We start from the raw sequence: 12,116 nt of genomic DNA on the forward strand, positions 1-12,116 counted from the left end.
AGCGATGGAATTCCGGTGCGCCGGGGGTGAACAGTGGGCCACATGGACGACCAGCACGACCTCTTCCGGCCCCGCGGTCTCCACGGGGTGGACCACCGGATCGTCTCCGCGCTCAGGGCGTGCGGCTCCGACCCGCGCGTGGCCGGGGCCGCGCGCGCCCTGTCCTGGGCGGGGGAGCACGGCGCCGTGTGGGTCGCGGCGGGCCTCGCGGGCGCCGTCGTGGACCGTCCCCGGCGCGGCGCCTGGCTCCGCGGCACCGCGCTCACCGCGGGCGCGCACGCGGCGAGTTCCGTGGTGAAACGGGTCGTGCGCCGCCCCCGCCCGGCGCACGTCGAACCACTCGTCGGCACCGTCGGACGGCACTCCTTCCCCAGCTCCCACGCCACCTCGGCCGCGGCGGCCGCCGTCGCCTTCGGCGCGCTCGGCGCCCGCGCGGTGCCGCCGCTGGCCGCCGCCGTGTGCGTGTCCCGGCTGGTGGCCGGCGTCCACTACCCGTCGGACGTCGCCGCCGGCGCCGCCCTCGGCGCGCTCACCGCCCGGCTCGGCGCCCGCTGGATGACGGGAGGCACGGCGTGACGCTGCTGCGCGAGCGCTCCGACCGCGGGCAGGCCGCGCCGTCCGTCCGGGGCGGGCTCCTCACCGGTCTGCTGCGCACCGCGCGGCCTAAGCAGTGGGTCAAGAACGTCCTGGTGGTCGCGGCCCCGGCCGCCGCGGGCGTCCTCTTCACCGCGCACGCCCTGACCCGGCTCGCCCTGGTGTTCGTGCTGTTCACCGCCTGCGCCGCCGCCGTCTACCTGGTCAACGACGCGCGCGACGCCGAGGCCGACCGCGCCCACCCCGTCAAGTGCCGCCGCCCGGTCGCCGCCGGACAGGTCCCCGTGCCCGCCGCCTACGCCGCCGGAATCGTCCTCGGCGTGCTCGCCCCGGCCGCCGCCGCGCTGCTGTGCCCGCCCGCACTGGCCGCGCTGCTCGCCGGCTACCTCGTGATGCAGCTGGCGTACTGCGTCAGCCTCAAGCACGTCCTCGTCGTCGATCTCGCCGTCGTCACCGCCGGGTTCGTGATGCGCGCGGTGGCCGGCGGGCTCGCCCTCGGCATCCCGCTGTCCCGCTGGTTCCTCATCACCACCGGCTTCGGCGCGCTGTTCATGGTCGCGGCCAAGCGCTACTCCGAGGCCGTGCAGCTCGCCGGGAACGACGGCGCCACGCGCGCACTGCTCACCGAGTACACCACCGGCTACCTGCGGTTCGTATGGCAGCTCGCGGCCGGGGTCGCCGTCCTCGGGTACTGCCTGTGGGCGCTCGAGGAGGGCGGCGTGCCGCACACCAGCGTGCTGCCCTGGCGTCAGCTGTCCGTCGTCGCCTTCGTCCTCGCCGTGCTGCGCTACGCCGTCTTCGCCGACCGGGGCACCGCGGGCGAACCGGAGGACGTGGTGCTCGGCGACCGCGCCCTGGCGCTCATCGGCCTGGTGTGGGCGGCGATGTACGCCCTGGCGGTGGCCGACTGGTGAGGGACCGCCTGCGCCGGCACCGGCGCGAGCTCCTCGGCTTCGCGACCGCCGGCCTGCTCGCCTACGCCGTCGACCTCGCCCTCTTCACCTATCTGCGCGGACCCGGCGGACTCGGGCCGCTCACCGCGAAGGCGCTGTCCTTCGTCGCCGGCTGCACCGTCGCCTACGCGGGCAACGCCCACGGCACCTACCGCGACCGGCGCGTGCGCGGCGCCCGCCCCTACGCCCTCTTCGTCGCCGTCAACCTCGCCGGCGCCGCCGTACAGCTGCTCTGCCTGGCCGTCAGCCACTACGGGCTGGGGTACACCTCGCAGCGCGCGGACACCGTGTCCGGGGCGGTGGTCGGCATGGCACTGGCCACCGTCGTCCGTTTCTGGGGCACCAGGACATTGGTCTTCCGAGACGCGGGCAGAGTCGGATCGTGGACTGGCTGAGAAAGCTTCCGGTGGTGGGGCCGTGGGTGACCCGGCTGTCGCTCACGCACGCGTGGCGGTCGTTCGAGCGGCTGGACCGGGTGCACTGGACGCGGCTCGCCGCGGCGATGACGTTCCGCAGCTTCGTCGCGCTGTTCCCGTTGCTCACCGTGGCCGCCGCGATCGGCGCGGCGACCCTCGGCAAGGAACGCCAGGACACCCTCCAGAACACCCTCACCGACCAGGTGCCCGGCATCTCCGACCAGCTCGACGTCGGAGAGCTGGTGGACAACGCGGGCACCGTCGGCCTGATCGCCGGCGCCGCCCTGGTGTTCACCGGGATCAGCTGGGCCGGCGCCATGCGGGAGTGCCTGCGCGCGGTGTGGGAGCTGCCCGACGACGACGAGAACCCCCTCCTGCGCAAGGGCAAGGACGCGGGCATCCTCGTCGGCCTCGGCGGGGCGGTCGTCGTCACCCTGGCCGCCTCCGCCGTCGCTGCCGCCCTGGTCGGCCGGATCAGCGACGCCGCCGGACTGGAGAAGGGCGGCTGGGGCGGGGTGGTCCTGCAGATCGCCGCGTTCGCCGTCGCCGCCGGCACCGACTTCCTGCTCCTGCTCTACGTCCTCACCCTGCTGCCCGGCGTCGAACCGTCCCGGCGCCGGGTGACCGTCGCCGCGCTCACCGGCGCCGTCGGCATCGAACTGCTGAAACTACTGCTCAGCGGCTACATCCAGGGCGTCGCCGCGAAGAGCATGTACGGCGCGTTCGGCGTCCCCGTGGCGCTGCTGCTGTGGATCAACCTCACCATGAAACTCGTCCTGTTCTGCGCCGCCTGGACGGCCACGCCGAGCAAGGCGGACGAGGTCACGGACGGGGCCGGCGGCGCACCAGGTCCGGCAGCGGCCAGCGCCGGTTGACCAGGAACGCGCCGCCCACGAGCAGCACCACCACCCCGCCGGCGACGCCGAGCGCCACGCCCATGCCGTCGGCGCCGCCGCCCGTGTGCGCGCTCGCCACCGGCTTCGACCCGGCGCCGGTGCCGCCCGCCTCACCCGGCGACGCGGACGGACCGGGCGCGGCGGTGGCCTGCGCGACGCTCCTCGGCGGCACCAGCTCTCCCACCGGCTCGACCTTGCCGGCCGCGGCGAAGCCCCAGTCGAAGAGGCGCGCGGTCTCCTTGTAGACCTCGTTCGACTCCTTCTTCCGCGGGTTCATCACCGTGACCAGCAGCACCTTGCCGTCGCGTTCGGCGACCCCGGTGAAGGTCGCGCCGGCGTTGGTGGTGTTGCCGTTCTTCACCCCGGCTATGCCCTGGTAGACGGGCACGTCGTAGTCGCCGCTGAGCAGCCGGTTGGTGTTCTGGATCTCGAAGGACCCGCGGACCCGCTTGCCCTTCTTGTTCTTCTTCGTCTCCCCGGGGAACTGCGCCCGCACCGTCGAGCTGTACTCCCGGAAGTCCTTCTTCTGCAGCCCGGAGCGGGCGATCAGGGTGAGGTCGTACGCGGAGGACACCTGGCCCGGGGCGTCGTAGCCGTCGGGGCTCACGGCGTGCGTGTCGAGGGCCTGCAGCTCCTCGGCGTGCTCGTTCATCTCCTCGACGGTCTTCTCCACACCGCCGTTCATCGCGGACAGCACATGCACGGCGTCGTTGCCGGAGCGCAGGAACACGCCCAGCCACAGGTCGTGGACGGAGTACGTCTCGTCCTCCTTGACGCCCACCATGCTGGACCCGGCCCCGACATCCGCCAGGTCCGAGGGCTCCACCCGGTGCGTCGTCGTGCGCGGCCACTTCGGCAGCAGCGTGTCGGCGAACAGCATCTTCAGGGTGCTCGCCGGGGCCAGCCGCCAGTGCGCGTTGTGCGCCGCGAGCACGTCGCCGCTCTCGGCGTCCGCGACGATCCACGACCGGGCGGACAGCTCCTTCGGCAGCACCGGCACCCCGGCGGCCAGGTTCACCTGGGTTCCCGGCCTGCCGAGCCGCTCGCCGCCCACGACCGACATCCGCGCCGGGGGAGCGGCGGATGGGGACGTCGTCGGCTTGGGCGCCGCGAGGGCGGCCGGGGCGGTCAGCGCGGTGGACAGCAGGACGGCGGAGGCGACCAGCGCGGAGCGCCGGACGGTCTTCTCGGTAGCGGGCACGGTCCGCAAGGTACATGCCATCTCTGCGGACGTCCCGGCCCGGTCACCACCCCGCGAAGGGAACCGGACACCGCGCGGCGATACTGGACGCATGAAGCTCAGCCGCCCCGTCTCCTGGTTCCTGCTCGCCTTCGGGGTGTGGAGCTGGGTCATCTGGATCACTTTCGTCAAGAACCTGGTCAAGGACAGCAGTGGACTCGCCTTCGACGACGGGCACCCCACGGCGTACTTCTTCGTTCACCTGACGCTCGCCGTCGTCTCCTTCGTACTGGGGACGGTCATCGGGGGCATCGGGTTGCGCGGTCTGCGCGCATTGAGCCGGACGTCACGCGCGTCGTGACGCCGTAACGGGAAACAGGGGAAGTCCGCCTCGTGGCCATCGTCTTCGTACTCGTCGCACTGCTGGTCGTCGCCGTCGTGGTGACGGGCAACTGGTACGTGTGGCGCCGACTGTTCAGGGACACCACGGCGGGCCCCGGGCCCGTGCGCCGCATCGGCGCGGCGGTGATCGCCGGGGGGTGGCTGCTGTTCATCGGCAGCATGGTCGCCTCCCGCGTCGAGGCGCCGTTCACCCTCCAGCGCGTGCTGGCCTGGCCGGGCTCCCTGTGGCTGGCCCTCACCCTGTACCTGGTGCTGGCCCTGCTCGTGGGCGAGCTGGTCCGCCCGGTGCTGCGCAGGCTCCTCGAGCGGAGGGCGGCGAAGCCGGCGCCGGCTCCCGCGCCGGCCCACGACCTGATACCGGCGGGCCGGCCCGAGGGCCCGGAGGCGACCGGCACGGCGTCGGAGGCCACGACGACGCCGGACCCGGCGGAGGGCGGTCCCGCGGCGGCCGATCCGGCGGCGGGCGGCTCGACGGCCGCCGGCGCCGCAGGGGCGGGCGCCGGTCCCTCCCGGCGGCTGTTCGTCTCCCGTGTCGTCGGCGGAGCCGCGGCCGCGGCCGCGGCCGGGACCGTCGGGTACGGGACCTACGGCGTCCTGCGCGGGCCGAAGGTCAAGAGGGTCACCGTGCCGCTGGCCAAGCTGCCCCGGGCCGCGCACGGTTACCGCATCGCCGTGGTGAGCGACATCCACCTCGGCCCGGTGCTCGGGCGCGGCTTCGCGCAGAAGGTCGTCGACACCATCAACTCCACCCAGCCCGACCTGATCGCGGTCGTCGGCGACCTGGTGGACGGCAGCGTGCGGGACCTCGGTCCGGCGGCCGCCCCGCTGGCCCAGCTGACGGCCCGTCACGGGTCCTTCTTCGTCACCGGCAACCACGAGTACTTCTCCGGCGCCGAGCAGTGGGTCGAGGAGGTCCGCCGGCTCGGCCTGAACCCGCTGGAGAACGCCCGCACGGAGCTGCCCCACTTCGACCTCGCGGGCGTGAACGACCTGGCCGGCGAGGACGAGGGCCAGGGACCGGACTTCGCCCGCGCCCTCGGCGACCGGGACCGTGCGCGGGCCTGCGTGCTGCTCGCCCACCAGCCGGTCCAGATCCACGAGGCCGTGGACCACGGCGTGGACCTCCAGCTCTCCGGCCACACCCACGGCGGCCAGCTCTGGCCGGGCAACCTGATCGCACGCGGCGCGAACCCGACCCTGGCGGGCCTCGACCGGTACGGCGACACGCAGCTCTACGTCAGCCGGGGCGCCGGTGCGTGGGGTCCGCCCACCCGGGTGGGCGCGCCGTCGGACATCACGGTGATCGAACTGGCCTCCCGCCAGGCGTAGCCCCGACCGACGCGTCCGCCTCCGGCCACGGGCCGGCGGATCGGCCTCCGGCCGGTCGGGGGTGCCCGAGTGCCGGCTCGCGTGGGTCCGCCGGCGGCCCGCGATCGGCCCGCGGGGCCGGTCTCAGCTTCGTGGGCCGCGGTGGGAGCGTTCGCCTGCCGCGCTCCCCGGGGCGCCCGCTCAGTCCGTCTGCGTGACCTTCTCCGTGCGCGACGGCAGCGTGACCGTGACGGTCAGGCCCTCGCCTGGGGCCGTGTCCACGGTCACCTCGCCGCCGTGAGCCCGCACGACGCCCTGCACGATCGCCATGCCCAGGCCGCTGCCCGCGCCGCCGCCCGCGCGGAAGAAGCGGTCGAAGACCCGTGCCGCGTCCTCCGGGGCGAGGCCCGGTCCCTCGTCCGCGACCCACAGCCGCACCTCGCCGTCCTCCGCCCGGGACACGCCGAGCCGCACCGGCACGTCCGCCGGGGTGTGGGTGCGCACGTTGCCGACCAGGTTGCCCAGCACCTGACGCAGCCCTGCCTCGTCGGCGTGGAGCAGGACCGCCCCGTCCGCGTCCACCCGCACCGGCCGGTCCGGCTGCTGCACCCGCAGGTCCTGCGCCGCGTCCCGCGCCAGCCGGCACACGTCCACGTTCCGCTTCCGCAGCTCCGGACGCTGGTCGAGGCGGGCCAGCACCAGGAGTTCGTCGACCAGCCGCCCCATCCGGTCGGACTCGGTGGTCATCCGGTCCCAGGCCCGCTTGCGCTCCGTGGGGTCGCGCAGCATGCCCCGCTCGTAGAGCTGGAGGTAGCCGCGGATCGCGGCCAGCGGGGTGCGCAGCTCGTGCGAGGCGTCGGCGACGAACCGCCGCAGCTGCGCCGCGCTGCGCTCCCGGGTGCGGTACGCCGACTCCACCTGCTGGAGCATCGAGTTGAGCGCCAGCCGCAGCTGCTCCACCTCCAGGGAGGTGTCGCAGCTGGAGGGCACCCTGCGCGTCAGGTCGCCCTCGGCGATCGCCGACGACGTCTCCACCATGTCCTCCAGCGGCCGCATCCGCCGCCGCACCCCCATCATGGTCAGGCACGCCAGCACCAGCAGCAGCAGCGTGCCGATGGCCAGGTCCAGCCTGACCGCCTTGGCGACGCCTTCGTGCAGCGGCTCGGTGGAGCCGGCGATGAGGATGCCGGTGCCGTCGGCGAGACGGGTGGCGGTGACGCGGTAGGTGCGGCCGCGCACGGTGACGTCCTGCGGCTCCGGGTCCCGGATCAGCGCGTCCGGTACGCCCACGGCGTCCGCCAGGTCGCGCTGCGCCCGGGACGGTGCGAAGCCGAGCACGGGGATCGGCTCGCCCGCGCGGTCCACGGCGGCGAAGACCGAGTCGGGCTCGTCGTCGTCCCGGTTCCACTCCGGGTCCACCCGGTCGCGGAAGAAGCTCAGCGCGCTCAGCGAGTCGATCTGCCGCAGCGTCAGTTCCGAGCCGCCGAGCGAGTCGCGGGTGCGGACCAGCTCCGTGTCGATCTGGTCGAGCAGGTAGTAGCGCATGCCGAGCACGCTCACCGCGGTCGCGGCGACGATGCCCAGCGCCAGCAGCACCACGTTCGCCAGCGTGAGCTGCGCGCGCAGCGACCGCACCCGGGGGCGGCCGGGGCGCGGCAGGCGTATCCGGCGTGTCACGTCAGCCCGTACCCGACGCCGCGCCGGGTGGTGATGACCGGCGGGCCGAGGGTGTCCAGCTTGCGCCGCAGATAGCTGATGTAGGTCTCCACGACGGTCGACTCCTGCGGGACGTGCTCGTACTGCCAGACGTGGCGCAGCAGTTGCTCCTTCGGCACGATCCGGCCGGCGTTGCGCACCAGGAAGCGCAGCAGCGCGTACTCGGTCGGGGTGAGTTCGACGCTGCGGCCCGCGCGGCGCACCGAGTACGTCGTCTCGTCGAGCTCCAGGTCGCCGTGGCGCAGCGGCGCCCGCTGCGGCAGCACGTCGGCGGGGCGGGTGCGGCGCAGCACGGCCGTGATGCGGGCGACGACCTCGTCGATGTTGAACGGCTTGGTGATGTAGTCGTCGCCGAAGCCGAGCGCCCCGACGATCTCCGCGGGGGCGTCCCGGGCGGTGAGGAACACCAGCGCCGTCTCGGGCCGGCGCTCGCGCAGCTCGCGGCCCAGGGCGCGGCCGTCGCCGTCCGGCAGCATCACGTCGAGGAGGGCGCAGTCGGGCCGGGTGTGCTCGGTGAGGGCGAGCGCCTCGCGGACCGTGCCCGCGGTCATGACCTCGAAGCGGTGGTAGCGCAGCGCGATCGCGAGGACGTCCGCGATGCTCTCCTCGTCCTCCACGACCAGCACGGTGCCGGGAGCTGTCGTCATGCCCTCCAGTATCGGCGTGACCGTCCGGCGAAGTGCCGGTTGTCGCTTTGGAGTTCCTTGAGAGTCCGGGGCGAGTCGTGTCCCCGGGCGGGTGCCGCCGCCGATTCTGCTGCCAGGACCCGGGGGACCGACCGAGCGACGAAGGAGCGGACACGTGGCGGTATTGGCACGCTGGTGCTATCGGCATCGGCTGGTGGTCCTGGTGCTGTGGGTGGGGGCGCTGTTCGGACTGGGCGTGACGGCGAGCAGCGCGGGCACGAACTACGCGGAGGTCTTCTCCCTCCCGGACACGGACTCCAAGCGGGCCTACGACCTGATGCGCAAGGCGTTCCCGGAGCGCGCCGGGGACACGGACACGGTGGTGTGGAAGACCGACGAGGGCACGGTGCGCGACGCGGCGGTGCGCTCCCGGATGGAGTCGGCGCTCGCGGAGATCGGGCGCATGGAGGGCGTCGGCGCGGTCGCCGGACCCTACGACGCGCGGGGCGCGGCGCAGATCAGCGAGGACGGGCGGATCGCCTACGCGCAGGTGACGTTCGCCGAGCAGGCGGACGCGGTGCCGAAGGCGCTGGTGCAGGACGTCGTCGACACGGCGCGGGCCGCGGCCGGCGACGGGCTCCAGGTGGAGCTGGGCGGCCAGGCCATCACCCGGGTCCAGGAGCCGCCGACGGGCACGGCCGAGCTGGTCGGCATCCTCGCGGCGGCCGTGGTGCTGTTCGTCGCGTTCGGGTCGGTGCTCGCGATGCTGCTGCCGATCGTGGTCGCCGTGTTCGGCGTCGCCGGCGGCATGTTCGGCACCCAGCTGATCAGCCATGTCACCGACGTCCCCGAACTGGCGTCGCTGCTGGCCACGCTGATCGGTCTGGGCGTCGGCATCGACTACGCCCTGTTCATCGTCACCCGGCACCGCAAGGGCATCCTGAGCGGCAAGGACCCGGAGGAGGCCGCGGCCGCCGCGCTCGACACCTCGGGCCGGGCGGTGCTGTTCGCGGGCGGCACCGTGTGCATCGCCCTCGCCGGGATGCTGGTGACGAACCTGAGGTTCCTGGACGGCGTGGTCATCGGCACCTCCCTGACGGTGGTGCTCAGCGTGCTCGCCGCGATCACCCTGCTGCCCGCCCTGCTCGGCGTGCTGGGGCACCGGGTGCTCAGCCGCCGCCAGCGCCGCCGGCTCGCCGCAGCGGACCCGAAGGGCGAGCCGGTGAGCGGTCTCGCCGTGCGCTGGTCCGCGACCGTGCAGCGCAGGCCGCGCGCGGTGGCCGCCGTGGCGGTGGTGCTGATGGCCGCGCTCGCGGTGCCGCTGCTGTCGCTGCGCCTGGGCACCGTGGACCAGGGCAACGACGACGCCTCGACCACCACCCGCAAGGCCTACGACCTGCTCGCGGAGGGCTTCGGGCCGGGCTTCAACGGGCCGCTCCAGGTGGTCGTGGACGGCGAGGCGCCCACCGGGCTGATCCGGGCGGTCGAGGACACCGAGGGCGTGGCTCAGGTGGCGGCGGCCCCGCCCGCGAACGGGGTCAGCGTCCTCCAGGTCGTGCCCACCACCTCCCCGCAGGACGTGGAGACGGACCGGCTGATCGACACCCTGCGGAAGGACGTCATCCCCGCCGCGGGTGTCGACGCCCATGTGGGCGGCGTGACCGCGGTGTCCAAGGACTTCGCTTCGGTGACCGGGGACCGGCTGCCGCTGTTCGTCGGCACGATCATCGGCCTGGGCTTCCTGCTCCTGCTGCTCGCGTTCCGCTCCCTGGTGGTGCCGCTGACGGCCGCCGTGATGAACCTGCTCGCGGCGGCGGCCTCGTTCGGCGTGCTGGTGGCGGTCTTCCAGTGGGGCGTCGGCCTGGACGTGCTGGGGCTCGGCAAGGAGGGCCCGATCGCGTCGTTCCTGCCGATCATCATGCTGTCGCTGCTGTTCGGGCTCTCCATGGACTACCAGGTGTTCCTGGTGAGCCGGATGCACGAGGAGTGGGTGCACACCCGGGACAACGCCCGCGCGGTGCGGGTCGGCCTCGCGGAGACCAGCCGGGTCATCAACTCCGCCGCCCTGATCATGGTCTGCGTCTTCCTCGCCTTCGTGCTCAGCGGCGACTACGGCGCCGCCATGGCCGGCGTGGGACTGGCCGCCGCGGTTGCGCTGGACGCGTTCGTACTGCGCACCGCGCTGGTCCCGGCGATGATGCATCTGCTGGGGCGGGCCAACTGGTGGCTCCCGGCGGGGCTGGAGAAGCGGCTGCCGCACCTCGCGGTCGAGCCGAAGGAGGAGGACGACGGCACGCCTTCCGCCGCACCGGACGAGAAGGCCGTGGACGGCGCCGCCTCGGTGGTGCACGGCTTCGTCCGCACCCCGGAGGGCGAGCCGGTGCAGGGCGCGTCCGTCACGCTGCTCACGCCCGGCGGCCGTCAGCTGGACCGGGTGGCGTCCCTCGCCGACGGCGCGTACATCGTGGCGGTCCCGGCGCCGGGCACCTATCTGCTGGCCGTGTCGGCCTCGCCGTACGGGGCGCGGGCGGCGCATGTGACCGTGGGGGACGGGCCGCACGTCCACGACGTGGAGCTGACGTCCGGCGGGGTGGACGTCGCCAACTGACGTCAGCCGACGTCGCCGGGGCGCTCCTCGCCGTCGTCCGCGGCGCCCTTGCCCCGCCGGCCGGCGTCCTTCCGGCCGGCGGGGTCGGGCAGCGCCCGGGTCATCCCGGGCAGGAACTCCGTGAACAGCTCGTGCACGTCGCGCACCAGCGGCCGCAGCACCCGGAACCGGGCCAGGGCGACGCCCCGCGCGGTGAGCCGGGCGCCCCGCTCGGCGAGCCGGTAGCTGCGCTCGCGGCCCTCGGTGCGGTCGAAGATCCAGTACAGGCACAGCCCCATCTGGGACAGCCACATCAACTCGGGCAGGGCGTCCCGCAGTTCCTCGGGCACCTTGGTCTTCGTCCCGGCCAGCACCGCCCGGTGCACGCTGATCGCCTCCTCGCGCGCGTGCTCCGACTCCGGCGAGAAGGGGCTGAGCGGGCTGTCCGGGTCGGCGGCGTTCTTGAAGAACTGCACCGCGAACTCGTGGTACGGCGTGGCGATGTCCAGCCAGGCCTTCAGCACGCCGGCGAGGCGCGCCTCCAGGTCGGTCTCCCGGGCCAGGATGTCCCGGACCGCCACCTGGTGCTCGGCGGCGATCCGGTCGTAGAACCCCTGGATCAGGTGTTCCTTGCCCTCGAAGTAGTAGTACGCGTTGCCGACGGAGACCCCGGCCTCCTTGGCGATCGCCCGCATGGTGGTCCGGTCGTAGCCGCGCTCCTGGAACAGCCGCATGGCCGTCTCCAGGATCAGGGCGCGGGTCTGCTCGGACTTGCTGAGGGGGGCGCCGGGGTCGGGGCCGTCGTTCTTCGCGGGCACGGGAAGAGAGCCTAACGCCCGCCGGGCGCGGCCTACGGGGCGACGCAGGCGTCGGAGCCGCAGCCGGGCGGGGTGTGGTGCCAGCCGTCGCGCGGGTCGTACGTCCACCCGTCGTCGCGGCGGTACACCCGGCCGGGCTGCGGGGCCGTCGCGCCGCGCCACTTGGCGGCGGCGAGCACCGCCCCCTTGGCGAACCGCATCCCGGAAGGGGTGCTCAGCCGGTGCGCGAGCCGCCGGTGGTCGCGCAGCGCCCACAGGGTGACGATCCAGGCGGCGGCGCCCCGGTACACCTGCCCGCCGTCCCCGACCACGGTGATCTCGGACAGGGTGGACCCGGGATCGAGACCGGGGAACCGGCCCCGGGCGGCCGGCGACCCCGCCGGGACGAAGTCCAGGGGGACCAGCTGAGGCCGCTTCACCAGCCAGTCACGGACATGCGTGCACAGCGGGCAGCCCGCGTCGTACAGGACGGTCAGCCCGCGGACCGGGGCGGGGCGCGCCGCGCTGCCGACGCTGTACCCGCGGCCGGGAGGGCGCCTCGCATCGTCGTACGCCGGGTGCGGCCCGTCAGGGGCTGGTCGCGCAGTTCCCCGCGCCCCTGGGGGCGTTGACCCGCCGGC

12 protein-coding genes are annotated in these 12,116 nt (G+C 74.1%); 7 read left to right on the forward strand and 5 right to left on the reverse strand.

What is annotated here, in order from left to right:
- The first annotated feature begins 42 nt into the window (after nucleotides 1–42).
- Genes ACP7TJ_RS20475 through ACP7TJ_RS20490 form a run of 4 tightly spaced genes read left to right on the forward strand, consistent with a single transcriptional unit; the run spans nucleotide 43 to nucleotide 2,838 of the window.
- The gene (locus tag ACP7TJ_RS20475; protein ID WP_033272352.1) at nucleotides 43–576 is read left to right on the forward strand and encodes a phosphatase PAP2 family protein; all 534 of its coding nucleotides are present in this window, start codon (nucleotides 43–45) and stop codon (nucleotides 574–576) included.
- Nucleotides 573–1,508, forward strand: coding sequence for a decaprenyl-phosphate phosphoribosyltransferase (locus ACP7TJ_RS20480; protein WP_427764439.1), 936 nt, complete (start codon nucleotides 573–575; stop codon nucleotides 1,506–1,508). The genes ACP7TJ_RS20475 and ACP7TJ_RS20480 overlap by 4 nt, the downstream gene beginning before the upstream one ends.
- Nucleotides 1,505–1,942 carry a GtrA family protein gene (locus ACP7TJ_RS20485; RefSeq protein ID WP_167741015.1) on the forward strand — a complete coding sequence of 146 codons (438 nt, stop codon included), beginning with the start codon at nucleotides 1,505–1,507 and terminating at the stop codon, nucleotides 1,940–1,942. The genes ACP7TJ_RS20480 and ACP7TJ_RS20485 overlap by 4 nt, the downstream gene beginning before the upstream one ends.
- The gene (locus tag ACP7TJ_RS20490; protein ID WP_427764442.1) at nucleotides 1,930–2,838 is read left to right on the forward strand and encodes a YihY/virulence factor BrkB family protein; all 909 of its coding nucleotides are present in this window, start codon (nucleotides 1,930–1,932) and stop codon (nucleotides 2,836–2,838) included. Before ACP7TJ_RS20485 ends, ACP7TJ_RS20490 begins: the two co-directional genes overlap by 13 nt.
- Here the strand turns inward: ACP7TJ_RS20490 and ACP7TJ_RS20495 are convergent.
- Nucleotides 2,786–4,060 (reverse strand): D-alanyl-D-alanine carboxypeptidase family protein, encoded by a 1,275-nt coding sequence (locus tag ACP7TJ_RS20495; protein WP_345580299.1) that lies wholly within the window; start codon nucleotides 4,058–4,060, stop codon nucleotides 2,786–2,788. The two genes, ACP7TJ_RS20490 and ACP7TJ_RS20495, sit on opposite strands and share 53 nt — an antisense overlap.
- Nucleotides 4,061–4,151: 91 nt before the next feature.
- Here ACP7TJ_RS20495 and ACP7TJ_RS20500 point away from each other — a divergent pair, with 91 nt between their 5' ends.
- Nucleotides 4,152–4,400, forward strand: a complete 249-nt coding sequence (locus tag ACP7TJ_RS20500) for an SCO4848 family membrane protein (protein WP_093769360.1) — start codon at nucleotides 4,152–4,154, stop codon at nucleotides 4,398–4,400.
- A 32-nt stretch (nucleotides 4,401–4,432) separates the two neighbouring features.
- Nucleotides 4,433–5,770 carry a metallophosphoesterase gene (locus tag ACP7TJ_RS20505; protein ID WP_427764447.1) on the forward strand — a complete coding sequence of 446 codons (1,338 nt, stop codon included), beginning with the start codon at nucleotides 4,433–4,435 and terminating at the stop codon, nucleotides 5,768–5,770.
- 180 nt (nucleotides 5,771–5,950) lie between these two features.
- Here ACP7TJ_RS20505 and ACP7TJ_RS20510 read toward each other — a convergent pair whose 3' ends face one another.
- Entirely contained in the window at nucleotides 5,951–7,426 is a 1,476-nt protein-coding gene (locus ACP7TJ_RS20510) for a sensor histidine kinase (RefSeq protein ID WP_380874431.1), read from the reverse strand.
- Nucleotides 7,423–8,112 (reverse strand): response regulator transcription factor, encoded by a 690-nt coding sequence (locus ACP7TJ_RS20515; RefSeq protein WP_093769362.1) that lies wholly within the window; start codon nucleotides 8,110–8,112, stop codon nucleotides 7,423–7,425. The genes ACP7TJ_RS20510 and ACP7TJ_RS20515 overlap by 4 nt, the downstream gene beginning before the upstream one ends.
- 163 nt (nucleotides 8,113–8,275) lie before the next feature.
- Between ACP7TJ_RS20515 and ACP7TJ_RS20520 the strand changes: the two genes are divergently transcribed.
- Entirely contained in the window at nucleotides 8,276–10,699 is a 2,424-nt protein-coding gene (locus tag ACP7TJ_RS20520) for an MMPL family transporter (RefSeq protein ID WP_380865750.1), read from the forward strand.
- Between the two features lie 2 nt (nucleotides 10,700–10,701).
- Here the strand turns inward: ACP7TJ_RS20520 and ACP7TJ_RS20525 are convergent, their stop codons facing one another.
- A complete protein-coding gene (locus tag ACP7TJ_RS20525) occupies nucleotides 10,702–11,496 on the reverse strand; it encodes a TetR/AcrR family transcriptional regulator (RefSeq protein WP_093769364.1) in 795 nt (264 codons plus the stop codon).
- A 32-nt stretch (nucleotides 11,497–11,528) separates the two neighbouring features.
- Complete coding sequence (locus tag ACP7TJ_RS20530) at nucleotides 11,529–11,972, reverse strand: thiol-disulfide oxidoreductase DCC family protein (protein ID WP_367462834.1); 444 nt, start codon at nucleotides 11,970–11,972, stop codon at nucleotides 11,529–11,531.
- Between the last annotated feature and the right edge of the window lie 144 nt (nucleotides 11,973–12,116).

This window comes from Streptomyces sp. DSM 41931 (assembly GCF_050271085.1).
Classification (GTDB): domain Bacteria; phylum Actinomycetota; class Actinomycetes; order Streptomycetales; family Streptomycetaceae; genus Streptomyces; species Streptomyces albogriseolus.